This window comes from Nocardia salmonicida NBRC 13393 (genome assembly GCF_001613085.1).
GTDB classification, from domain to species: domain Bacteria; phylum Actinomycetota; class Actinomycetes; order Mycobacteriales; family Mycobacteriaceae; genus Nocardia; species Nocardia salmonicida.
Genome location: NZ_BDBR01000008.1, coordinates 89,115 through 111,903, shown reverse-complemented (window position 1 = coordinate 111,903; position 22,789 = coordinate 89,115). Strand labels below are relative to the sequence as shown.

Annotated in this window: 21 protein-coding genes; 6 read left to right on the top strand and 15 right to left on the bottom strand. The window is 67.8% G+C overall.

Annotated elements, in window-relative coordinates:
• The first annotated feature begins 103 nt into the window (after positions 1–103).
• The gene (locus NS1_RS08315; RefSeq protein WP_062983503.1) at positions 104–2,272 is read left to right on the top strand and encodes a thiamine pyrophosphate-dependent enzyme; all 2,169 of its coding nucleotides are present in this window, start codon (positions 104–106) and stop codon (positions 2,270–2,272) included.
• Between the two features lie 97 nt (positions 2,273–2,369).
• Here NS1_RS08315 and secG read toward each other — a convergent pair whose 3' ends face one another.
• On the bottom strand, positions 2,370–2,603 hold the full coding sequence (secG, locus tag NS1_RS08310; RefSeq protein ID WP_056815392.1) for a preprotein translocase subunit SecG: 234 nt from the start codon (positions 2,601–2,603) through the stop codon (positions 2,370–2,372).
• Between the two features lie 34 nt (positions 2,604–2,637).
• Positions 2,638–4,233 (bottom strand): MFS transporter, encoded by a 1,596-nt coding sequence (locus NS1_RS08305; protein WP_062983076.1) that lies wholly within the window; start codon positions 4,231–4,233, stop codon positions 2,638–2,640.
• A 235-nt stretch (positions 4,234–4,468) separates the two neighbouring features.
• Between NS1_RS08305 and NS1_RS08300 the strand changes: the two genes are divergently transcribed.
• Together NS1_RS08300 and NS1_RS08295 are read left to right on the top strand one after the other, a co-directional pair.
• Positions 4,469–4,984, top strand: coding sequence for an MmpS family transport accessory protein (locus NS1_RS08300; RefSeq protein ID WP_062983074.1), 516 nt, complete (start codon positions 4,469–4,471; stop codon positions 4,982–4,984).
• Between the two features lie 68 nt (positions 4,985–5,052).
• On the top strand, positions 5,053–5,838 hold the full coding sequence (locus NS1_RS08295) for an META domain-containing protein (RefSeq protein WP_062983501.1): 786 nt from the start codon (positions 5,053–5,055) through the stop codon (positions 5,836–5,838).
• Positions 5,839–5,908: 70 nt separating this feature from the next.
• Here the strand turns inward: NS1_RS08295 and tpiA are convergent, their stop codons facing one another.
• The 7 genes from tpiA to uvrC all read right to left on the bottom strand — a co-directional run bounded on the left by tpiA (position 5,909) and on the right by uvrC (position 14,233).
• Entirely contained in the window at positions 5,909–6,697 is a 789-nt protein-coding gene (gene tpiA / locus NS1_RS08290; RefSeq protein WP_062983072.1) for a triose-phosphate isomerase, read from the bottom strand.
• 3 nt (positions 6,698–6,700) lie between these two features.
• Positions 6,701–7,915 (bottom strand): phosphoglycerate kinase, encoded by a 1,215-nt coding sequence (locus NS1_RS08285; protein ID WP_062983070.1) that lies wholly within the window; start codon positions 7,913–7,915, stop codon positions 6,701–6,703.
• Between the two features lie 5 nt (positions 7,916–7,920).
• Positions 7,921–8,937 carry a type I glyceraldehyde-3-phosphate dehydrogenase gene (gene gap, locus NS1_RS08280; protein WP_056810475.1) on the bottom strand — a complete coding sequence of 339 codons (1,017 nt, stop codon included), beginning with the start codon at positions 8,935–8,937 and terminating at the stop codon, positions 7,921–7,923.
• 217 nt (positions 8,938–9,154) lie between these two features.
• Positions 9,155–10,138 (bottom strand): DNA-binding protein WhiA, encoded by a 984-nt coding sequence (gene whiA, locus NS1_RS08275; protein WP_056810477.1) that lies wholly within the window; start codon positions 10,136–10,138, stop codon positions 9,155–9,157.
• Positions 10,129–11,175 (bottom strand): gluconeogenesis factor YvcK family protein, encoded by a 1,047-nt coding sequence (locus NS1_RS08270; protein WP_056810479.1) that lies wholly within the window; start codon positions 11,173–11,175, stop codon positions 10,129–10,131. The genes whiA and NS1_RS08270 overlap by 10 nt, the downstream gene beginning before the upstream one ends.
• Positions 11,172–12,128: an RNase adapter RapZ gene (gene rapZ / locus NS1_RS08265; protein WP_062983068.1), complete on the bottom strand. Its 957-nt coding sequence runs from the start codon at positions 12,126–12,128 to the stop codon at positions 11,172–11,174. The genes NS1_RS08270 and rapZ overlap by 4 nt, the downstream gene beginning before the upstream one ends.
• A 119-nt stretch (positions 12,129–12,247) precedes the next feature.
• A complete protein-coding gene (uvrC, locus tag NS1_RS08260) occupies positions 12,248–14,233 on the bottom strand; it encodes an excinuclease ABC subunit UvrC (protein ID WP_056810486.1) in 1,986 nt (661 codons plus the stop codon).
• Positions 14,234–14,610: 377 nt separating this feature from the next.
• Between uvrC and NS1_RS08255 the strand changes: the two genes are divergently transcribed.
• Positions 14,611–15,024 (top strand): hypothetical protein, encoded by a 414-nt coding sequence (locus tag NS1_RS08255; RefSeq protein ID WP_062983066.1) that lies wholly within the window; start codon positions 14,611–14,613, stop codon positions 15,022–15,024.
• Positions 15,025–15,135: 111 nt separating this feature from the next.
• Here the strand turns inward: NS1_RS08255 and NS1_RS08250 are convergent, their stop codons facing one another.
• Positions 15,136–15,828 carry an HAD family hydrolase gene (locus NS1_RS08250; RefSeq protein WP_062983064.1) on the bottom strand — a complete coding sequence of 231 codons (693 nt, stop codon included), beginning with the start codon at positions 15,826–15,828 and terminating at the stop codon, positions 15,136–15,138.
• A 168-nt stretch (positions 15,829–15,996) separates the two neighbouring features.
• Here NS1_RS08250 and ggt point away from each other — a divergent pair, with 168 nt between their 5' ends.
• Positions 15,997–17,949, top strand: coding sequence for a gamma-glutamyltransferase (ggt, locus tag NS1_RS08245; protein ID WP_062983062.1), 1,953 nt, complete (start codon positions 15,997–15,999; stop codon positions 17,947–17,949).
• Positions 17,950–18,029: 80 nt separating this feature from the next.
• Here the strand turns inward: ggt and NS1_RS08240 are convergent, their stop codons facing one another.
• From NS1_RS08240 to NS1_RS08225, 4 genes are all read right to left on the bottom strand, one after another.
• Positions 18,030–18,506, bottom strand: a complete 477-nt coding sequence (locus tag NS1_RS08240) for a PH domain-containing protein (RefSeq protein ID WP_062983499.1) — start codon at positions 18,504–18,506, stop codon at positions 18,030–18,032.
• A gap of 11 nt (positions 18,507–18,517) precedes the next feature.
• Positions 18,518–18,994 carry a 6,7-dimethyl-8-ribityllumazine synthase gene (ribH, locus tag NS1_RS08235; RefSeq protein ID WP_056810498.1) on the bottom strand — a complete coding sequence of 159 codons (477 nt, stop codon included), beginning with the start codon at positions 18,992–18,994 and terminating at the stop codon, positions 18,518–18,520.
• 25 nt (positions 18,995–19,019) lie between these two features.
• Complete coding sequence (locus NS1_RS08230) at positions 19,020–20,264, bottom strand: bifunctional 3,4-dihydroxy-2-butanone-4-phosphate synthase/GTP cyclohydrolase II (RefSeq protein WP_056810501.1); 1,245 nt, start codon at positions 20,262–20,264, stop codon at positions 19,020–19,022.
• A 207-nt stretch (positions 20,265–20,471) separates the two neighbouring features.
• On the bottom strand, positions 20,472–21,095 hold the full coding sequence (locus NS1_RS08225) for a riboflavin synthase (RefSeq protein WP_062983060.1): 624 nt from the start codon (positions 21,093–21,095) through the stop codon (positions 20,472–20,474).
• A 552-nt stretch (positions 21,096–21,647) separates the two neighbouring features.
• Here NS1_RS08225 and NS1_RS08220 point away from each other — a divergent pair.
• Complete coding sequence (locus NS1_RS08220; RefSeq protein WP_056810506.1) at positions 21,648–22,118, top strand: hypothetical protein; 471 nt, start codon at positions 21,648–21,650, stop codon at positions 22,116–22,118.
• Here the strand turns inward: NS1_RS08220 and rpe are convergent, their stop codons facing one another.
• Complete coding sequence (gene rpe, locus NS1_RS08215) at positions 22,119–22,775, bottom strand: ribulose-phosphate 3-epimerase (protein ID WP_062983058.1); 657 nt, start codon at positions 22,773–22,775, stop codon at positions 22,119–22,121.
• Between the last annotated feature and the right edge of the window lie 14 nt (positions 22,776–22,789).

Here is a 22,789-nt window from a genome sequence, read left to right as displayed (position 1 = left end):
TTTCTTGGCATGCCGACGGTTCGGACGTCGACTCGACTGCGGGCGAGGAGTGGTGACGGTGGCACTGGGTTCGCTTGACCTCGATGGGGCGTTTCGGGCCGCGATGGACAGTCTCGCTGTGCCCGATCGGATCGACCCTATCGAGACCATCGATGCCGCGTTCGGCATCGAATTGTTCGAATCGCAGGTTGCCAGTCGGCATCTCGATCTGGCGGCTCGCCGGTTGGGGGCCGCTCGGCAGGGGTTCTACAGCATCGGGTCCTCGGGGCATGAGGGGAATGCGGCGGTGGCGGCGGCGGCGCGCGTCGATGATCCGGCGTTGCTGCACTATCGGTCGGCGGCCTTTTTCGTGCAGCGATGCAAACAGATTCCGGGGCTGGATCCGATTCGGGACGTGCTGCTCGGGGTTGTGGCGGCGGCCGCTGATCCGATTTCCGGTGGTCGGCACAAGGTGATCGGGAGCGCGGCGGCGTCGATCATCCCGCAGACCTCGACCATCGCTTCGCATCTGCCGCGTGCGGTGGGGTTGGCCTTCGCGCTGGATCGGGCCGCGAAGCAAGGGGTTTCGTGTCCGTGGCCCGCTGACGCGGTGGTGGTGTGCAGTTTCGGCGATGCGTCGGCGAACCATTCGACGGCGGTCGGTGCGGTCAATGCCGCCCTGCATGCCGCCCATCAGGGCGTGCCGATGCCGCTGGTGTTCGTCTGCGAGGACAACGGCCTCGGCATCAGCGTGCCGACCGCTCCGGACTGGATCGAACGGGCCTACGGCCCGCGGCCGGGGCTCACCTACCTCGCCGCCGACGGTTGCGACCTGCCCGACGTTCTCGGTGCCGCCGAAGACGCGGTGCACCTGGCGCGAACCTGGCGGGTGCCGGTTTTCCTGCACCTGCGCACGGTCCGACTCGGTGGCCACGCGGGATCCGATGTCGAGTCCGCCTATCGCGGTCGGGCCGATATCGCCGCCGACCTCGCCCGCGACCCCCTTCTCGGCACCTCCCGCTATCTGATCGCGGTGGGTGCCGCCGACGCGGGCGATCTCATCGAGCGCTACGAGCGGATCGGTGCGCGCGTGCGCGAGACCGCGGACGAGGTGGTTCACGAAGCGCGGCTCGATTCCGCCGCGGCCGTGATCGCACCGCTCGCGCCGAGTCATCCCACCGCGATCCGCGACGATGTCACCCGCCCCGGTCCATCGATGCCCTCGCCACAGTCGTCGGCTGACGAACGACCTCGCGAATCGTCGCCCCGGCCTCCCGGGACAGCCGACCTTCGGATGACGCTGGCGCAGGCGATCAATCACACCCTCGGTGAGCTCCTCACCAGAGACCCCGATGTCCTGGTATTCGGCGAGGACGTCGGCCGCAAGGGCGGTGTCTACGGCGTCACGAAGGGACTCAGAAAACGATTCGGAGCGCGCCGGGTCTTCGACACCCTCCTCGATGAACAGTCCGTCCTCGGCACCGCGCTCGGTACCGGATCGGCCGGATTCATTCCGATCCCCGAGGTCCAGTACCTGGCCTACGTGCACAACGCCGCCGATCAGATCCGCGGCGAAGCGGCCACACTGCAGTTCTTCTCGAACGGGCAGTACCGCAATCCGATGGTCTTGCGCATCGCCGGCCTCGCCTATCAAAAGGGCTTCGGCGGCCACTTCCACAACGACGATTCCCTCGCTGCGCTGCGCGATATCCCCGGCGTCGTCGTCGCGGTGCCTGCGCGCGCCGACGACGCGGCGGCGATGCTGCGCACCTGCGTGTCAGCGGCTCGAGTCGACGGCCGAGTATGCGTGTTCGTAGAGCCGATTGCGCTGTACCACACCAAAGATCTCCATCCCGGAGACGATGCCTGGCTGGCCTCCCCCGCCACCGACCACATCCCGATCGGCGATGCCCGCGCCTACGGCGAAGGCACCGACCTCACCATCGTCACCTTCGGCAACGGCGTCCCGATGAGTCTGCGCACGATGAATCGCCTTGCCGCCCAAGGAATTCACGCACGGGTGCTCGACCTCCGCTGGCTCAATCCGCTACCGGTCACCGACCTGGTCCACCACGCCGAAGCCACCGGAAAGGTGTTGGTCGCCGATGAAACCCGGAGCACCGGTGGAGTTTCCGAATCGGTCTACGCGGCGCTGATCGACTCGGGCTACCGTGGAGCGCTCGCCCGAGTCACCAGCGAGGACAGCTTCGTCCCACTCGGTCCCGCCGCGGACACTGTGCTGCTGAGCGAGTCGGCGATCGAGACCGCCGCACGGCGTCTGCTACTGGGCTGAGTCGAGAACCGATACCGGCGCAGAGCCCCCGTAGGTCGCGGAAACAACCCTACCGACATGCTGTGCGCTGGCCGGTAGGGCAGAACGTAGAGCGAACTCAGGCGAACTTGATCTCGAGGCCGATGCCGAGGATCGCGATGAACCAGACGACACCGACGAAGATGGTGATGCGGTCGAGGTTCTTCTCGACGACGGTGGAGCCCGACAGGCTCGACTGCACGCCGCCACCGAAGAGGCTGGACAAGCCGCCGCCCTTGGCGCGGTGCAGCAGCACCAGCAGCACCAACAGCAAGCTGGTGATCACAAGGAGGATATCGAGGAACAGCGACATGACGTTCATCCTAGGTGGTGCGGGACCGACTGGTCTAACCAGGCTCGACGGCGACCAGGTGTGAGACCGTCTGGGGGCCCGCGGAGTACTCGACGACGGCCTGTTCTATCTCCCGATCACGGGCGGTCAGACGCACCTGATGCTGGTGCATGTGCTCGGCCCATGACCGCACGACGAAGGCTTCCACGAAGCGGTCGACGGTGCCGACATCGCGGTAGAGGCGCCATTCCATCGCGCCCGTACGCTGCCGGGATCGCCCGACCAGCGCCATCGACTCGGTGAAGGCGGCGACGTCGCCCGGTGGCACGTCGTAGCCGCGCATCACCAGGACGGGGCCGTCCGCGGGTTCGGGCTCGACGACGAGTTGCGGCTCGGGCCAGTACGCCGCCGGGGAGAGGTCGATCTCCTCGACGTTGTGCCGGATCGGCCACCACAGGGTGCTCACGGCGCAGCATGCCAGCATCGCCGCCGCGATCAGCAGCGCCGTCACGGCGCCGTAGGCACCGGCGACCAGGCCCCAGAGCAGCGACCCGATCGCCTGCCCACCCATGAACACCAGCATGTACACCGACAGTCCGCGGGCGCGGACCCAGGCGGGCAGGAGCAACTGCATGGTCGAGTTCAGCGTCGACATCGCCAGCAGCCACGCCAACCCGGCCCCGACCAGCAGCACGAGGACCAGCACCACATTCTGGACCAGCGCGGCCGCGACCGCGCCGAGGCCGAACAGGACCGCGGCGAGCGCGAGTCGCTGGGTGGGGGTGAACAGGACCCGCAGGCGTGACAATCCGAGCGCGCCACACACCGCGCCGAGCCCGAGCGCGCCGAGCAGCAGACCGTAGCCGGACGACGACAGTCCGAGGCGGTCGTGCGCGATCACCGGCAGCAGCGACCACACCGCGCTGGCGGGGGCGATGAACAGGCTCGCACGGAACAGCACCCTCCTGATCGCGGGCGCGGCGCGGATGAACCGGGTGCCCGCCTGCAACGCCGCGAGCGGCCGTTCACTGGGCAGCGGGCTCGTTCGCGTCGGCCACTTCGACACCAGCAGCACCACGACGATGCCGATGAACGACACCGTGTTGAACCCGAACACCACGGTCGGCCCCGCTATCGACACGATCACCCCAGCCACCGCGGGCCCGACGGCTCGACCGATATTGACGCTCATACTGCCCAGCGCCGCCACCGACGTGATCTGGTCGCGCGGCACCAGCTCGGGCTGTATCGCCTGCCAGGCGGGAGCCGTGAGCGCCTGCCCGCAGCCGAGTAGGAACAGCAGGCTGAGCAGGACCGCGGGGGTGGTATGGCCGGTGGCCGTGAACACGGTGAGGGTGAGCGAGGCGAGGGCCATGCCCGCCTGCGCGCCGATCAGCAACCTGCGCCGGTCGACCAGGTCGGCCAGGACTCCGGACGGAATCGACAGCAACATCACCGGCAGGGTGAGCGCGGTCTGCACGAACGACACCAGCACCGCCGCGTTCGGTTGATCCACGAGAATCCACTGCGCGCCGACCGTCTGCATCCAGGTGCCCAGATTGGACACGAGCTGCGCGATCCACAGCGCCCTGAACACCGGCGAACGCAACGGCGCCCAGGTCGAGATTCGCTCCGCCGCCACAGTGCCCACGCGTCGAGCATATCCCCGGCGACCACCGTGCCCCGGCACGCAGTCTCCGCCGCGACGACGGTGCGCTACCGGCACCGCCTTCTGCGCCCGATCACCCTGAACCACCAGATGCCCTGTGCTTCAAGACGATATCCCCACGAATCTTCGATGCGGTGTTACCTTCTGGCCGCCTTCGAGCGATCAGTACAGAGCTCCCGTGTCGTTCGGAGAGCCCGCACCACACGGAGGAACCCGCATGACTGTCCCACCCGGCCATCCGCAGCAGCCCTATGGTCAGCAACCGCCGCCGTACGGCCGGCAACCGCCTGGCGGTGGCTACCCCCAGCAGGGTGGCTACCCGCAGCCGCCACGTAAGAAGAAGGTGTGGCCGTGGGTGCTCGGTGGTGTCCTGGTGGTCCTGCTGCTGATCGTCGGCGGTTGTGTCGCGCTCGTCGGCACCGTCGCCAATGAGATCGAGAACGAGGTCAGCCGGGAGGTCACCGTTTCCTATCAGGCCGGTGGCACCGGGACCTCGACGGTGACCTATTCCGACGGAAGTCTGGATGTCGCACAGGAATCCGATGTGACGCTGCCGTGGTCCAAGGAGGTCACGGTCACCGGTCTGGTGAAGTTCGTTTCGCTGAGCGTGCTCTCCGGGGCCGACGGCGGATCGGTCTCTTGCAAGATCACCGTCGGCGGCACAGTGATCGCCGAGGACCAGGCCAGCGGCCAATTCGCGAGCGCCATCTGCTCGGGCGACGCGGCCGGGTAGGTAACGAGTTCGCGAACCGCCCCGAACACCGCGCCGTGGCGTTCGGGGTGGTCCGTACCATCGGCTCCATGCGGATATCACCTCGTCCTCTGGCTGTTCTGCTCGCACTGGTCGGCACCGTGGCGGCCGGGTGCGGGTCAGCCGACAAGGAACCGGTGGACGACACCGCCACGCCGATGGACCACACCTACGTCTCCACCGAGGTCGTCGGCGACCAGATCCCGGGCGGCGGTCCGATGACGCTCACCTTCACCGACGGCCGGATCTCGGCGAACTCCGGCTGCAACTCCGCGGGCGGCACCGTCGACCTGAGCAACCACATCGTGCACACCTCGCCGCTGGCGAGCACCCTGATGGCGTGCACCGACGGCCGTGACGGCGCCGACGCCTGGCAGAACACCTTCCTGGAATCCGACCCCACCTGGCGCCTCGACGGTGATCAGCTCACGCTGACGGGCAAGTCCGTCACCGTCCATCTCACCGACAAGAAGATCGTGAGCCCCGACAAGCCCCTGACCGGTACCACCTGGGTGGTCACCACCATGCTCACCCCGGACGCGCAGATCCGCTCGACCACCCTCGACCAGGTGAGCCCGACTATCACCATCGGTGACGGCGGCACCGTCAACGGCTTCGCGGGGTGCAATCGGATCACCGGAACCGCGGGCGTCGGCCCCGGCGACGCGGTGAACTTCGCCGTCGCCACCACCAGGATGATGTGCCCGCCGGAGGTGATGGAGGTCGAGCAGAACGTGCTGCGCGCGCTGGACGGCCGAACCACCGCCACCATCGACGCGGCCACTCTGACCTTGCGCAACGACAACGGCTACGGCCTCATCCTGCACGCGCAGTAGCCTCGCAGCGCACGACAAGCGAAGGGCCGGAAACCCAGCGGTTTCCGGCCCTTCAGCGTTCAGTACCCGATCAGGGCAGCGGTCCGCCCGCGGCGATCGCCGACAGGGTGGCGAACTCGTCACCCTTGAGCGAGGCACCGCCGACCAGCGCGCCGTCGATATCGGGCTGACGGATCAGCTCGCCGATGTTCTTGGCGTTCACCGAGCCGCCGTAGAGCACGCGCACACCGGCGGCGATCTCCGGAGAAGCCAGCTTCTCCAGCTCGCCACGGATCGCGCCGCACACTTCCTGCGCGTCGCCCGCCGAGGCGACCTTGCCGGTGCCGATGGCCCAGACCGGCTCGTAGGCGATGACGACCTGCGAAATCTGTTCCGCCGTCAGACCTTTGAGCGAACCACGCAGCTGCTCGAGGTTGTACTCGACGTGCGTACCCGCCTCGCGGACGCCGAGACCCTCGCCGATGCAGACGATCGGGGTGATCTCGTACTTCAGCGCCTGCTTGGCCTTGGCCAGCACGGTCGCGTCGTCCTCGTGGTGGTACTGACGACGCTCCGAGTGCCCGACCACCACGAAGGTGGCGCCCAGCTTCGCCAGCATCGCCGCGCTGATCTCACCGGTGTAGGCACCGGAGTCGTGCGCCGAGACGTCCTGGGCGCCGTAGGTGATCAGCAGTTTGTCGCCGTCGACGATCGACTGCACACTGCGCAGATCGGTGAACGGCGGAATCACCGTCACATCGACCTTCGCGAAGTACTTCTCCGGCAGCGCGAACGCCACCTTCTGCACCAGGGAGATGGCCTCGAGGTGGTTGAGGTTCATCTTCCAGTTGCCCGCGATGAGCGGTTTCCGTGTTGCCATCGCTCAGCCCTCCAGCACCGAAATACCGGGCAGCTCTTTGCCTTCCAGGTATTCGAGAGAAGCGCCACCACCGGTGGAGATGTGCGAGAAGCCGTCGTCGGGCAGTCCGAGGGAGCGCACGGCAGCAGCCGAGTCTCCACCGCCGACCACGGTGAACGCACCCTTGGAGGTGGCGGTCACGATGGCTTCGGCGACGCCACGGGTACCCGCGGCGAACGCGTCGAACTCGAACACGCCCATCGGGCCGTTCCAGAACACCGTCTTGGCCTCGGTCAGCAGCGCGGAGAACCGCGACACCGACTCGGGACCGATGTCGAGGCCGAGCCAGCCGTCGGGGATCTCGGTCGAGGCGACGGTCTTGGTGTCGGCGTCGGCCGCGAACTTGTCCGCCACCACGATGTCGACCGGCAGGTGCAGCACGTCGCCGAAGCGCTCGAGCAGCGACTTGCAGGTGTCGATCATCTCGGTCTGCAGCAGCGAGCCGCCGACCGGAAGTCCTTGCGCGGCAAGGAAGGTGAAGCACATGCCGCCGCCGATCACCAGGGTGTCGACCTTGGGGGCCAGCGCCTCGATCACCGCGAGCTTGTCCGAAACCTTGGAGCCGCCGAGCACCACGGCGTACGGACGGGCCGGGTCCTCGGTGAGCTTGCGCAGCACCTCGACCTCGGCCGCGACCAGGGTGCCCGCGTAATGCGGCAACACCTGTGCCACGTCGTAGACCGATGCCTGCTTGCGGTGCACCACGCCGAAACCGTCGGAGACGAACGCGCCGTCGTCGCCGACCAGCTCGACGAACGCCGCGGCCAGCTTGGCCCGCTCCGAGTCGTCCTTGCTGGTCTCGCGCGGGTCGAAGCGCACGTTCTCGAGCAGCAGCACGTCGCCGTCGGTGAGGCCTTCCGAGCGCGAGAGCGCGTCGTAGCCCACCACGTCACCGGCCAGCTGGACGTTGCGGCCCAGCAGCTCGGCCAGCTTCGCCGCCACGGGAGCGAGCGAGAACTTGGCGTCGGGCTCGCCCTTGGGACGGCCCAGGTGCGCCATCACGACCACCTTGGCGCCGGCATCGACCAGCGCCTGGATGGTCGGCACCGAGGCGATGATGCGGCCCGGGTCGGTGATCCGGCCGTTGTCGTCGAGGGGAACGTTCAGGTCGGAGCGCACGAGCACGCCCCGGCCCTCGACACCCTCGGTCAGGAGATCCTGCAGTGTCTGCACTGTCATCGCGATCAGAGCGACTTGCCGACGAGATCGACCAGGTTGGCCAGGCGGTTCGAGTAGCCCCACTCGTTGTCGTACCAGGAGACGACCTTGACCTGGTTGTCGATGACCTTGGTCAGCGGCGCGTCGTAAATCGACGAGTGCGGGTCGGTGACGATGTCGCTGGAGACGATCGGGTCCTCGTTGTACTTGAGGATGCCCTTCATCGGGCCCTCGGCGGCGGCCTTCATCGCGGCGTTGATCTCCTCGATGGTGGCGGGCTTGGCCAGGGTCGCGGTCAGGTCGGTGACCGAGCCCGTCGGGACCGGAACGCGCAGCGCGTAGCCGTCGAGCTTGCCTTGCAGCTCGGGCAGCACCAGGCCGATGGCCTTGGCCGCGCCGGTGCCGGTGGGCACGATGTTCAGAGCCGCGGCGCGGGCGCGACGCAGGTCCTTGTGCGGCGCGTCCTGCAGGTTCTGGTCCTGGGTGTAGGCGTGAATGGTGGTCATCAGACCGTTCACGATGCCGAACGAGTCGTTGAGCACCTTGGCGATCGGGCCGAGGCAGTTCGTGGTGCAGGAGGCGTTGGAGATGATGTTCTGGCTGCCGTCGTACTTGTCGTCGTTGACGCCCATCACGATGGTGATGTCGTCGCCGGTGGCGGGCGCGGAGATGATGACCTTCTTGGCGCCGGCGGACAGGTGACCCTTGGCCTTCTCGGCGGCGGTGAAGATGCCGGTCGACTCGACGACCACGTCGACGTTCAGGTCGGCCCACGGCAGCGCCGAGGGGCCTTCCTTGATCGCGAGCGCCTTGATGCGCTGCTCGCCGACCACGATGGTGTCGCCCTCGACGGAGACGTCCTGCGGCAGACGACCCAGGATCGAGTCGTACTTCAGCAGGGTAGCGAGGGTGTTGATGTCGGTCAGGTCGTTGACCGCGACGATCTCGATATCGGTCTCGCCGACGGCCTTCAGCGCCTCCACCGCACGGAAGAAATTACGTCCGATACGACCGAAGCCGTTGATACCTACCCGGACAGTCACGTTATCGCTCCTCAGCTTTCAAGCGGATTCATTCCGACGGTAACCACAGTAGTAGCCGCGCCAGCCTTTCACGACAGCCACCTGTGAGTTGTGAGCTCCCCGGCCTCAGGCCTGCGGAGCCCCCAGAATAGAGGGCAGAGCGGTCATCGATGACCGCTCTGCCCTAATCGTCGGATTCGCCACACCTTTCGGCGTGCGGAGTCTGTCGATATTCCTATTACGCGTCGTCGAGCAGTTCCGCTGTCACCGCGGACTCCGTATCGGGGATGCCGAGGTCCTTGGCACGACGGTCGGCCATCGACAGCAAGCGCCGGATTCGGCCGGCGACAGCGTCTTTGGTCATCGGCGGCTCGGCCAGCTGACCGAGCTCCTCGAGCGAGGCCTGCCGGTGCTGCACCCGCAGCCTGCCCGCCGCGGCGAGATGCTCGGGCACATCGTCGGCGAGGATCTCGAGCGCCCGTTCCACCCGAGCCGCCGCCGCGACGGCCGCACGCGCCGAACGACGCAGGTTCGCGTCGTCGAAGTTGGCGAGCCGGTTGGCGGTGGCCCGCACCTCACGGCGCATCCGCCGTTCTTCCCAGGTGAGCCGGGTGTCCTGCGCGCCCATGCGGGTGAGCAGGGCGCCGATCGCCTCGCCGTCGCGCACCACGACCCGATCCGTGCCGCGCACCTCGCGCGCCTTCGCGGTGATGCCGAGCCTGCGCGCCGCGCCGACCAGCGCCAATGCCGCCTCCGGCCCGGGGCAACTCACCTCGAGCGCCGAGGAACGACCCGGCTCGGTGAGCGAACCGTGCGCGAGAAACGCGCCACGCCATGCCGCTTCGGCATCACCGATGCTGCCGCCGACCACCTGTGCGGGCAGCCCGCGCACGGGACGTCCGCGCACGTCGAGCAACCCGGTCTGGCGCGCCAGCGCCTCGCCTTCCTTCGACACCCGCACGACGTAGCGGGAGGTCTTACGCAACCCGCCCGCGCCGAGCACATGCACGTCGGAGCCGTATCCGTACAGCTCGAAAATCTCTCTGCGCAATCGCCGGGCGATGGACCCCATGTCCACCTCGGCTTCCACGATCACCCTTCCCCCCACGATGTGCAGACCGCCCGCAAACCGCAGCAACGCCGACAGTTCCGCTTTGCGCGAGCTGACCTGCGATACCACGAGCCTGCTCAGCTCGTCCTTCACCTCGGCTGTCATCGCCACGAGACGCGCTCCTTTCCCACCGACCCGGAACGCACATCTGAGACACTGTGCCGTCCCTCGACTCGAAGCCCTGCCAGTTGCGACCGCGGCGACCGGATCAGCTGATCCAGTGCGGCGGCAAGTTTTCCGGGATGATGCCGATCCGTTCCCGGCTCGGCGACATCGCAGAACGTTACCCGTGCACGCAACTGTTCGGCGGCTCTTGCCACATGTTCCCGTTGCCGCCCCTCGGGCACCGACGCCGAGTCGACGAGCACATCGTCGACCGCGAAATCCGGTGCGTGCTGGGACAATACATGCAGATGACGTTCCGCGGAAAAGCCGGCGGTCTCGCCCGGCTCGGCCGCCAGATTCAGTACGAGCACTTTGCGTGCCTCCGTGCGTACCAGCGCCGCGTGCAATTGCGGCACGAGGACATGCGGAATGACGCTGGTGAACCACGAACCAGGTCCCAGCACAACAACATCCGCGTCTTCGATGGCCGCGGTCGCCTCGGGACTGGCAGGCGGATCGGACGGAATCAGCCGCACCCGCCGGACCTTACCCGGCGTGGTCGCCACCGCAACCTGACCGCGTACACACCGGCCGATCCGCGGATCCGACTCGAGGCCCGACACTTCGGCCTCGATGTCGAGCGGAATCGGCGACATCGGCAGCACCCGGCCGGTGATCCGCAGCAGGCGGCCCACCTCGTCGAGCGCGGCCACCGGGTCACCGAGGATGTCGGTGAGTCCGGCCAGAATCAGATTGCCCACCGAGTGCCCGGCGAGCGCGCCGGTGCCGCCGAAGCGGTGCTGCACCGTCGTGGTCCATACGTCGCCGGCGTCCTCGGACAGCGCCGCGAGGGCCATCCGCAGATCTCCCGGCGGGAGCATGCCCAGCTCGGCGCGTAGCCGACCGGACGACCCACCGTCGTCGGCGACGGTGACCACGGCGGTGATCCGCCGCGTCAGCCTTCGCACCGCTGTCAATGTCGCGTACAGCCCATGTCCACCGCCCAACGCGACAACCGCTGGGTCGGCTTCGGTTCCACTCATTCGCGCCCCAGATCCCGGTGCACGACGCGAACGACGTCCACCGCCGCGTGTCCGGTATCGGCGCCGATGCGCTCACCCAGTGCCTCGGCGATAGCGACACTGCGATGTTTGCCGCCGGTGCACCCCACTGCCACGGTCATGTATCGCTTCCCCTCTTGGCGGTATCCGGTCGTCGTCAAGTCGACCAAGTGTTTGCCGGTCTGCAGGTAGTCCCGCGCACCGGGCCTGGACAGCACGTAATCGCTGACCACCGACTCCTGTCCTGTGTGTTCCCGCAACTCCGGAATCCAATGCGGGTTGGGTAGGAATCGCACGTCCAACACCATGTCGGCGTCGAGGGGAACACCGTACTTGAAGCCGAATGATTGCACGGTCAGTTGCAGTGCGGCTGGCGCGCCCGCGCCGTATGCCTCCTCCAGCTTGCGGTGCAGCTGGTGGATCGACAGCTCGGTGGTGTCGATGACGAGGTCGGCGGCGCCCTTGACCGGGGCCAGCCTGGCTCGTTCGGCGGTGAGCCCGGCCGACAGCGTCCCGTCGGGGCTGTCGCTCTGCAGCGGATGACGGCGTCGGGCGAAGCCGAATCGCCGGATCAGCACATCGTCGGACGCTTCGAGAAACAGCACTCTGGTGCGGATGCCCGCGCCGCGCAACTGCTCGGTGACGCCGGACAGCTCACCGGTGAAGAATCGGCTGCGCACGTCCATGACCAGCGCGAGCCGACGGATCGGCGGGTCGGCGGCGGCGCCTAGTTCGATCATCCGCCCGATCAGTTCGGGCGGTAAATTGTCGGTCACGTACCAGCCCAGGTCCTCCAGCACGCGCGCGGCAGTGCCGCGGCCCGCGCCGGACAAGCCGGTCACGATGACCACTTCTACTGGTTGCTGTGTGTCGGTGACCGTCCCGGATTGACCGGGTGCCGCCCCCGCATTGTTATTCGATTCGACGCGTGTCATGTCCTACCGGATCCGTTTCTGGGTGCCTTTCGATCATCCCGCACCGGTTCGGGTATCGGGCGCAGACACACAACGTACGGCACACGCAATCTTGCGTCCTGCGATCCCGCCCGTCGCGGTTACGGACTGTTGAGTGCCGCGAGCACTGCTTTCGCCGTCGATACTCCGATTCCGGGCACCGAGGTGATTTCCTCGACGGTCGCGTCCTTGATCCTGGCGACCGAGCCGAAGTGGGTGACCAGGGCCGTTCGCCTCGTCTCGCCGAGGCCCGGCACCGAGTCCAGTGCCGATGCCGTCATCCGACGGGAGCGTTTGCTGCGGTGGAAGGTGATGGCGAAACGGTGGGCCTCGTCGCGTACGCGTTGCAGCAGGAACAGCGCCTCGCTGTTGCGCGGCATGATCACCGGGTCGGCTTCGCCGGGTACCCATACCTCTTCGAGGCGTTTGGCCAGGCCGATCACCGCCACGTCGGTGATGCCGAGTTCGTCGAGGACCTCGGCGGCGGCGGCGACCTGGGGTGCGCCGCCGTCGACGACGTAGAGGTTGGGCGGGTAGGCGAAGCGGCGCGGGCGGCCCGTGGTGGGGTCGATGCCGGGGCGTGAGGCGGGTTCGTCGACCTCGTCGGGCTCGATCTCGACCGGTTGTTCACGGTCGCGGGCCAGGCGGGCGAAGCGGCGGCGGGTCACCTCGGCGATGCTGCCGACATCGTCGGAGCGGCCGTCGCCCGCGGCCTCCTTGATCGCGTAGTGGCGGTAGTCGGACTTGCGCGCCAATCCGTCTTCGAAGACCACCAGCGAGGCGACCACGTCGGTGCCCTGCACGTGGCTGATGTCGACGCACTCGATCCGCAGCGGGGCGCTGTCGAGTTCGAGCGCGTCCTGAATGTCTTGCAGCGCTTGCGATCTCGACGTGAGATCACCGGCGCGGCGGAGCTTGTGCTGGGCCAGTGCCTCGGCGGCGTTGCGCTGCACCGTCTCGGCGAGCGCCTTCTTGTCGCCGCGCTGCGGGATGCGCAGCGAGACCGCCGAGCCGCGCATCTCGCTGAGCCACTCACCGATCTCCTCGGCGTCGGCGGGCAGTTCGGGCACCAGCACCTCGCGCGGGACGACGATGGCCGCGTCGCCGTTCTGATCGGCCATGGCGGCCTGTTCGCCATAGAACTGGGTGAGGAACTGTTCGACCAGGGCCGCCATCTCGGTGCCCGATTCCGCGACGTCGAGCGCGTCGCCGGATTTGTCGACGACCCAGCCGCGCTGGCCGCGCACGCGTCCGTCGCGGACGTGGAAGATCTGGACCGCGGCTTCGAGTTCGTCGGTGGCGAAGGCGATCACATCGGCGTCGGTGCCGGTGCCGAGCACCACGGCCTGCTTCTCCAGCGCGCGGCGCAGCGCCTGCACGTCGTCACGCAGGCGGGCGGCGTTCTCGAAGTCGAGGTCTTCAGCGGCCTCGTGCATGCGGCGTTCGAGCGCGCGCACCATCTTGTCGGTCTTGCCGGAGAGGAAGTCGCAGAAGTCCTCGACGATCTGGCGGTGCTCGTCGGCGCTGACCCGGCCCACACAGGGCGCCGAGCACTTGTCGATGTAGCCGAGCAGGCAGGGGCGCCCGATCTGGTTGTGCCGCTTGAAGACTCCGTTGGAGCAGGTGCGCGCGGGGAACACCCGCAGCAGCAGATCGAGGGTCTCGCGGATCGCCCAGGCGTGGGCGTAGGGGCCGAAGTACCGAACGCCTTTTTTGCGTGCCCCGCGGTAGACGAACAGCCGCGGATACTCTTCGTTGAGGGTCACCGCGAGCACCGGGTAGGTCTTGTCGTCGCGGTAGCGCACATTGAACCGAGGATCGAATTCCTTGATCCAGTTGTACTCGAGCTGCAGCGCCTCCACCTCGGTGGACACCACCGTCCACTCGACGGCGGCCGCCGTGGTGACCATCTGCTTGGTACGCGGATGCAGCGAGTACACATCGGCGAAGTAGGAATTCAGCCGACTCCGCAGGCTCTTGGCCTTACCGACATAGATGACCCGCCCGTGCACGTCCCGGAACTTGTACACACCGGGTTCGACGGGGATCGTGCCCGGCGCCGGCCGGTACGTCGCGGGATCTGCCACCCATCCAGCCTAGCGAGGGACTCCGACAGGTCCGCACCGCCGAGGTACCGACTGGCGCGGGCGACCCTTGGTCGGCACCGAAACCATGCTGGCACAATGCTTTCCGCCTCCAGTAACGCCGCACGGACTCAGCCCTACCCGGGCGCGACGAAACCGTCCGAACCGGCAGCAAGGAGATCAGGACGACGGCCATTGTGGTCGGCGGGTCGACGGCCTTGTGTGGGCTCTGCTCGATGGCGAGTCGGGCACCGCCCGAGTTTGCTCGGGATTGCTGATCAGCGGGGCCGGCGCAAACCTGCTCGCGAGGTCGCCGGGGTGAGCTGTGCGCCCGCCTGTGTAGCGTGAGTGCTCGGATTATGTGCCCGAAAGGACGTCCGATGAGCAATGCCGCCGCCCTGCCGCAAACCGGCGATGACCTCTACGACGACGAGGCGTCCCTGCAGGGGGCCATGCCGGGGACGGTGCGCGGGGCGCGGCTCATCGCCGCGGTTGCCACCGCTGTCGGCGTGGTGTTGATCGCGATCACGGTGGCGTTGGGCGGCTCGCTCGGCGCGCTGCTCGCCGGGTATCTGCCGTCCTTCGCGCTGGTTCCGCTGGTGCTGCTGTTCCGGCAGGGCGGTGACCTGGTGCGCAAGGCGGCGATCGGGGTCGCGGTGCTGGCGTGCCTGGTGTCGTCGACGGGCATTCTCACCGGGCTGCCGCCGGGCGTGGTCGGCGTCGTCGCCAATGCCGCGGTCGCGGGGATGCTGCTTCGACCCTCGGCCCGGGCCTGGTTCACCCGCGAACGCTGACCTGCGCCTCGCGCTGGTTCGCACGGCTGTAAGCGTCCGCGGGCGTCTCGACCGGGGCATAGGAGTCGGTTGCCGGGCACGACTATCGATCGACGAGTCGCCCGCATGCGGTCAGTCGGCAGTTCGGATGCCATGTCCGGCGAGTGCGTCGATGAGGGCGCGGGGGCGATCGATGGTGGGGACCGCGTCGACGAGGGCGAAGCGGGCACCGAGGGAGGTGGCGCCGCCGTCGGCTTCGGCGCTGTCGCCGATCATGAGGACACGTTCGGGGTCGACACCGAGGCGGTCGGTGGCGTCGCGGAAGATCTGGGCGTTCGGTTTGATGGCGCCTATTTCGTAAGACAGGGTCATCGCACCGATCAGGTCCGTCCAGCCGTGCTTCGCGAAGGCGGGGCGGATGTCGAAGGCGATATTGCTGACGATGCCGACCGGGATTCCCTGGGCGGCGAGTGATTTCAGGACAGTGCCGGTATCGGGGTACGGAGTCCAGGTGAGCGGGTCGATGAGGCGTTCGTAGAGGCGCGTCGCCTGGGTGCCGGGAAGGCCGGAACCGCGCAGCACCTCCAGATAGGCGTGGCGGTGCAGGGCGGGGTCGAGATCGCGGTTGTCCCAGGCATGTTGGCCCGCCGCGTCGAAGGTCATGAACTGCTCGACCGGGGCCGTCATCCGCCGCAGCACTTCGGCTTTCGCCGCGATGTCGAACGGTGTGCCGTCGTCGCCGACGAGTTCGTCGGCCCAGGTCCGGTCGTCTTCCAAACGAAAGACCGTGCCCGAGTAGTCGAAGAGCACCGCGTCGATATCCATATCAGCCAGGGTAGCCAGACGGCGAGTACGGCTCCGGCGGAAACCGGCCGGGGAGTCCAGGATTCGCGAACACGTCATCCGGGTGTCGAGATCACCGAGGAGGTCGGCGACCTGCGCCCCGGCGGAAAAAGCTCGGATGGTGTCGGACCGGCGCGTTACGCTGCCTCTATGACGCCAAGGCGACGGACGTGGATCGGGGCCACGACGGCCGCAGTGCTCGCGGTGGGGGTACTGGCCGGATGTTCGACAGATGAGAAGACGGCTGCCGAGTGTACGAGCACGCCCAACGGCACTCCGGTGTCCGCGGCGCCCGCGACCGGAGGGGGTGCGCCGACCTCGCAGAACCTCAGCACCAACCCGGAGATCTCGTCGGGATACCGCTCGGACATGACGGCGGTACGCACCAGCACCTACGCGGTGTCGACCGCCAATCCGATTGCCACGGAGGCCGCGTGCCGGGTGCTGCGCGCGGGTGGCACCGCCGCCGACGCGCTGGTCACCGCACAGGCGGTACTCGGGCTGGTCGAACCGCAGGCTTCCGGAATCGGCGGCGGCGCGTTCCTCGTCCACTACGACGCGAAGTCGCGCACGGTCGACACCTACGACGGCCGCGAGACCGCGCCCGCCGCGGCGACCGAGAACTATCTGCGCTGGATCAGCGATACCGACCGCACCGAACCCGCGCCGAACACCCGCGCCAGCGGTCGCTCGATCGGTGTTCCCGGCGTGCTGCGGATGCTCGAACTCGCGCACCAGGAGCACGGGATGAGCGCATGGAAGGAACTGTTCGATCCCGCGATCAGTCTGTCCGACAGCGGTTTCGAGATCAGTCCGCGGCTGGCCGGGCAGATCGCAGAGTCCGCGAAGGACCTGGCCGCCGACGAAGCCGCGCGCGGCTACTTCCTCGAACCCGATGGTTCGCCCAAGAAGTCCGGCACCGTCCTCACCAATCCGGCGCTGGCGAAAACGCTGTCGGCGATCGCGACCGACGGCGCGAAAGCCTTCTACAGTGGCGCCGTCGCCCAGGACATCGTCGAGGCCGCGGGCAGCACGGCGGGTGGTCGCACCCCGAGCGCGCTGACCACTACCGACCTGGCGAATTACGAGGCCAAGAAGCGCACGGCGCTGTGCACCGGGTACCGCAAGTACGAACTGTGCGGCATGCCCGCGCCGTCCTCCGGTGGCAGCACCGTCGCCGCGACGCTGGGTATCCTCGCCAACTTCGACCTCCCCGCGCTGCGTCCCCAGGAGCTCGACGCCAACGGCGGCCGCCCCGACGCGCAGGCCGTGCACCTGATCTCCGAGGCGGAGCGGCTGGCCTACGCCGACCGCAACAAGTACGTCGCCGACCCGGATTTCGTTCCGCTGCCGGGTAATTCGGCCCTCTCCCTGGTCCACCCGCAGTACCTCGAGGAGCGGTCGACGCTGATCGACCCGCAGCGCAGCATGGGGACCGCCAAGCCAGGTAACCTCGGCCCGGTCCCCCTCGGCAACGGCCCACAACCGCCCGAACACGGCACCAGCCACATCTCCGTCATCGACAAGTACGGCAACGCCGCCGCGATGACCACGACGGTCGAATCGGCGTTCGGGTCGTTCCATCTCGTCGACGGATTCGTCCTCAACAATCAGCTCACCGACTTCGCCGCCGACCCCGTCGACCCCGACGGCACCCCGGTGGCCAACCGCCTCCAGCCCAACAAGCGCCCGCGCAGTTCGATGGCTCCGACCCTGGTGTTCGATCGTGACGACAAGGGCGACCGTGGCGAACTGAAGCTCGTCACGGGTTCACCGGGCGGTTCGGTGATCATCCAGTTCGTCGTGAAAACGCTGGTCAACGTTCTGGATTGGGGCCTCGACCCGCAACAGGCGGTCTCCGGGGTGTCGTTCGGCGCGGGCAATACGCCGGTCACCGGCGTGGGCGGCGAGCACCCCGACATCGATGCCACCGACAACGGCGCCCACGATCCGCTGGTCGAGAAGCTACGGGCGATGGGCCATCAGGTCTCCGTGGCGCCGCAGTCCAGCGGACTCAGCGCCCTGCAACACAACGGCGAGGACGGCTGGATCGGCGGTGCGGATCCGCGCCGCGAGGGAGCGGTCCTCGGCGACACCCGCTGACGCGCCGGCCTGTGCGTCACCAGGTGGCGCACAGGCGGCTGTCGGCAGACAGCGGCCCCGGGTGGCGACGGTCAGCGAATTCAGTCCTGCGGGGCGTAGCGGGCGCCGAGTTCGCGGACGCGTTCGATGGCGTCGGCAGCGTGGGTCTTGTCGTTGGAACGGATCGCCAACATCGGGACGTAATCGTCATCGGCCAGTTCGAGGCGGGCCCACGCCTTGCCGTCCGGGAAGGCCGCGCCGCGGATGTAGGCCCACGGGTACACCTGCTCGCCCAGGATGTTGCGTATCCCGACACCCTGGCTACCCACGCGCACTCGCGGCCGGGTCAGCATCAGTACCGCACCCGCACCGACCACGCCGATCAGGATCATCGCGACCTGATCGGCGACCCGGAAGTTCACCCCGGTCGACCCGGTACGCAGCAGCACCCCACCCACGGTGAACGCGACGAGGATGATGATCGCGACCACCACGGCGGTGCGGATCGCCCGGCGCGGACGCACCTCGAACTCCCAGCCCGAGTCGGGCTCGGGAGCACCGCGACGCCACGTCCGCACCACCGGCACGGTCACACCGATCGCAGCGCGCGCAACGTGAGCGCGGCATCGAGGGCAGCGGCACACGCCTGCTCGCCCTTGTCCTCCGACGAACCGGGCAGCCCGGCCCGATCGCGCGCCTGCTCCTCGTCGTTCGTGGTGAGCACGCCGTTGGTGACGGGGGTGGCCGCATCCAGCGACACCCGGGTCAGCCCGGCCGTCACCGCGTCACAGACATACTCGAAATGCGGTGTACCACCACGGATCACGACGCCGAGCGCCACGACAGCGTCATGGGTGCGCGCCAGCTCCTGCGCGACGACCGGCAGCTCCATCGCGCCGGCGCAACGCACCACGGTCACGTGTTCGACGCCGGCCTCCTTGGCCACCCGTTCGGCATTCGCCACCAGGGTGTCGCAGATCTCGGTGTGCCAACGCGAGGCGACGATGCCGAGTTTGACGTCTTTGGCCTGCGCCAAGGCGAAGGACGGAACACCCGTGCCGCTCATCGTTACTGCCTTTCCGAAGTGGTGATCACTGCGCGGTTTCGCCCAGGTCGAGATCGTCGAGGCCGACCAGGTCGTGGCCCATCCGATCGCGCTTGGTGCGCAGGTAGTGCAGGTTCTCGGCATTGGCACGCAACGGCATCGCAACGCGCTCGGTGATCGCGAGGCCGTAGCCGTCGAGGCCGACTCGCTTGGCCGGATTGTTGGTGAGCAGCCGCATCGAGCGGATACCGAGATCGACCAGGATCTGCGCGCCGGTGCCGTAATCACGAGCGTCGGCGGGCAGGCCGAGATCGAGGTTGGCGTCGACGGTGTCGCGACCGGTGTCCTGCAGCTGGTAGGCCTGCAACTTGTGCATCAGACCGATGCCACGGCCCTCGTGCCCGCGCATGTAGAGCACGACGCCGCGCCCCTCCTGATCGACCATCTCGAGCGCCGCGTCCAGCTGCGGGCCGCAATCGCAGCGCAGCGAACCGAAGACGTCGCCGGTCAGGCACTCCGAATGCACGCGCACCAGCACGTCCTCGCCGTCGCCGATGTCGCCGCGCACCAGCGCGACGTGCTCGGCGTCGTCGAAGATGCTCTGGTAGCCCACGGCCTTGAAGTCGCCGTGCGCGGTGGGGATCCGGGCCTCGGCCACCCGCACGACATGCTTCTCGTGCTTGCGCCGCCAGGCGATCATGTCGGCGATCGAGATCATCGCCAGGTTGTGCTCGTCGGCGAACACGCGCAGCTCGTCGGTACGGGCCATGTGCCCGTCGTCCTTCTGGCTGACGATCTCGCAGATCACGCCCGCGGGACGCAGTCCGGCCATCCGGGAGAGATCGACCGCGGCCTCGGTGTGGCCGGGCCTGCGCAGCACGCCGCCGTCCTTGGCGCGCAGCGGCACCACGTGGCCCGGGCGGGTGAATTCGTCGGCCTTGGCCTCGGCGCTGGCCAGCAAGCGCATGGTGACGGCCCGGTCGGCGCCGGAGATGCCGGTGGTGATGCCCTCGCGCGCGTCCACCGAGACGGTGTAGGCGGTGCCGTGCTTGTCCTGGTTCATCGCGTACGCGGGCGGCAGGCCGAGGCGGTCGCAGTCGTCGGCGGTCAGCGGCACGCAGATGTAGCCGGAGGTGTAGCGGATCATGAACGCGACCAGCTCCGGGGTGGCCTTCTCGGCCGCGAAGATGAGATCGCCTTCGTTCTCCCGGTCCTCGTCGTCGATGACGACAACAGCCTTGCCGGCCGCGATATCGGCGACCGCGCGCTCGATGCTGTCCAACCTGGTCACGTCTGCTTGCTCCGTATATTTGGCGGCCGGGGCCGCGGGTTTCTCGGCCCGGTGGGCCTCGATCTTCCCTCCCGGCGGGCACTCCTTCGTCGCACCCTCTGGTCAGTCCAGATCGAGGCGGCCGAGAAACACTCCGTGGGATGGCAATGACTTCCTACATTACGGCGTGGTCCCGGCGTGTTCTGTGAGGCCTGGCGCCGATCGGTGTCAGCCTCGTTGGGCGAGGCGTTCTACGTACTTCGCGATGACGTCCACCTCGAGGTTGACGGTGGCGCCGACGGGGGCGGTCCCGAGGACGGTCAGCGCGAGGGTGGTCGGGATCAGCGAGACCTCGAACCAATCACGGCTTCCGTCGGCACCGGGTTCGTCGTCGATACCGAGACCCGAGACGGTGAGGGAGACGCCGTCGACAGTGATCGAGCCCTTCTCCACCACATAGCGCGCGATGGAATCCGGCAGCGAGATCCGCACGATCTCCCAGTTCTCCGACGGGCTGCGGCGCAGCACCGTGCCGGTGCCGTCGACGTGGCCCTGCACGAGGTGGCCACCGAGGCGACTGTTCAGCGCGGCCGCGCGCTCGAGGTTGACCGGCGATCCCGTGACGAGGCCGCCGATGCTCGAACGCTTCAACGTCTCGTCCATGACATCGACGGTGAAGCTGTCGCCGTCGACCACGTCGACCACGGTGAGGCAGACGCCGTTGACGGCGATCGAATCGCCGTGTCCGGCATCGGAAGTCACCAGCTTGCCGCGAATCGTCAACCGGGCGGCGTCGGTCAGCGCTTCGGTGGCCACGACCTCGCCGAGCTCCTCGACGATCCCTGTGAACATGCCTGAACTCCCTTGTCGCGTCATCCGTACCCGTTGGGCCCAACAGCAGGCCCGTGGCCGCTATTCCCACGCGACCACCCAGCTCGTCGCACAGCCTAGTAGCGCGGCCGGTGAGCCCGGGTCGGGGGCCGAACCCGACCGTGGGCAGCACTCGGCCACCGGAACCGATCGACCGGGCATCGATTCGGCGGCGAAGGTGTATCGACATGACGCGACACCGCCGTTAATCATCCCGGCGGTTGTCGTTCAATCCAATTTTCAGCGAACCGGTCCCCCGCATTCATCCGGCGGCCTTAATCTGGCAATACCCAGCCATCACGAACTGGAAACACGGTGAGTGGAATGCTTGCGCCCCCCGCGCCATTGACGCAATATTGTTACGTCATTGATTCCTGCTGTTCAACCAGATGTCGGGGCCTGGAACTGCGGGTTCTTCCCGACATCATCGCTCGGAGCGCCGCTGCCACCGAGTGTTCGCCCCAGGGATAGTCCACCACTCCAGGAAGACAACACTGTGGGTTACAACAGGTTCGCGATATGTGGGGGTGCCGCATGAGCACATTGATCGATTCGACGCTGGAAATGCGCTGCGTGCGTTATCGGCGCGAGTTGCATCTACCGGCCAAGATAGATTTCGATTCCCGCCGCATTCTGCTCCAGATCGGCGCGCACTACGGCGCGGTGACCATGCCCGGCGACCTGGGCGAGCGAGTGCAGGCCAAGCTGCGGGAGGCCGCTATCGCGGGGCCGGTCGTCGATCACCCCCGTGCCCGGCGTTGGACGTTCCTCACCGGCCCCTGCCGACCCGACTCTCTCACCGCGACCGCCTCGGCCGAACTGTTCCGCCTCTACGCGACCGTCGCCTGCGCGGGCAGCCAGATCGTGCTGCCCTCCCCCGACGACGAGCGCACCGGCTACCGCACCTGGGTGCAGGAACCCGAATCCGGCGACCATCGGCCGCCGGTGCAGGCCGTCATCGATGCGGCGCGAGCACTGGGCACCCGCAAACTCCGCGCCCTGTAGCTAGGACAGCCAGGCCGCCGCGGCGAGGTTGCGCAGCGTCTGCACAGCGGCACCCGGATCGGCGGTGTTGTAGACCGCCGATCCGGCCACGAAGCAATCGATACCGGCCGCGGCGGCCTGCTCGATGGTGTCGTCGTTGATGCCGCCGTCGATTTCGACGACCAGGTGCAGCTCACCCGAGTCCACCAGGTTGCGCACGATCCGCGCCTTCTCCAGCACGCCGGGAATGAACGACTGTCCGCCGAATCCGGGTTCCACGCTCATCACCAGCAGGGTGTCGAACTCGCGCAGGATTTCCAGGTACGGCTCGATCGGGGTGTTCGGCTTCACCGACAGCCCGGCCCGGCCGCCCGCGGCGCGGATATCGCGCGCCACCGCGATCGGATCATCGGTGGCCTCGGCGTGGATGGTGACGTTGTAGGCGCCCGCCTCGGCGTAGCTCGGCGCCCAGCGGCCCGGATCGTCGATCATCAGGTGGCAGTCGAACGGGATGTCGGTGGCCTTGAGCAGGCTCTGCACGATCGGCAGACCCAGTGTGAGGTTCGGCACGAAGTGACCGTCCATGACGTCGACGTGGAGCCAATCGCATCCTTCGACAGCCGCGGCCTCGGCTGCCAGGTTCGCGAAGTCCGCGGACAGGATCGACGGGGCGATCATCGGCTTGGACGGAC

Coding starts and splice junctions, on each gene's coding strand:
- NS1_RS08255 (WP_062983066.1), top strand. CDS start 14,611: ATGAGCAATGCCGCCGCCCTGCCGCAAACCGGCGATGACCTCTACGAC.
- NS1_RS08295 (WP_062983501.1), top strand. CDS start 5,053: ATGCGGATATCACCTCGTCCTCTGGCTGTTCTGCTCGCACTGGTCGGC.
- rapZ (WP_062983068.1), bottom strand. CDS start 12,128: ATGACACGCGTCGAATCGAATAACAATGCGGGGGCGGCACCCGGTCAA.
- NS1_RS08315 (WP_062983503.1), top strand. CDS start 104: ATGGACAGTCTCGCTGTGCCCGATCGGATCGACCCTATCGAGACCATC.
- NS1_RS08220 (WP_056810506.1), top strand. CDS start 21,648: ATGAGCACATTGATCGATTCGACGCTGGAAATGCGCTGCGTGCGTTAT.
- NS1_RS08225 (WP_062983060.1), bottom strand. CDS start 21,095: ATGTTCACAGGGATCGTCGAGGAGCTCGGCGAGGTCGTGGCCACCGAA.
- ggt (WP_062983062.1), top strand. CDS start 15,997: ATGACGCCAAGGCGACGGACGTGGATCGGGGCCACGACGGCCGCAGTG.
- NS1_RS08270 (WP_056810479.1), bottom strand. CDS start 11,175: ATGAGTGGAACCGAAGCCGACCCAGCGGTTGTCGCGTTGGGCGGTGGA.
- rpe (WP_062983058.1), bottom strand. CDS start 22,775: ATGATCGCCCCGTCGATCCTGTCCGCGGACTTCGCGAACCTGGCAGCC.
- NS1_RS08285 (WP_062983070.1), bottom strand. CDS start 7,915: ATGACAGTGCAGACACTGCAGGATCTCCTGACCGAGGGTGTCGAGGGC.
- NS1_RS08250 (WP_062983064.1), bottom strand. CDS start 15,828: ATGGATATCGACGCGGTGCTCTTCGACTACTCGGGCACGGTCTTTCGT.
- tpiA (WP_062983072.1), bottom strand. CDS start 6,697: ATGGCAACACGGAAACCGCTCATCGCGGGCAACTGGAAGATGAACCTC.
- NS1_RS08300 (WP_062983074.1), top strand. CDS start 4,469: ATGACTGTCCCACCCGGCCATCCGCAGCAGCCCTATGGTCAGCAACCG.
- ribH (WP_056810498.1), bottom strand. CDS start 18,994: ATGAGCGGCACGGGTGTTCCGTCCTTCGCCTTGGCGCAGGCCAAAGAC.
- secG (WP_056815392.1), bottom strand. CDS start 2,603: ATGTCGCTGTTCCTCGATATCCTCCTTGTGATCACCAGCTTGCTGTTG.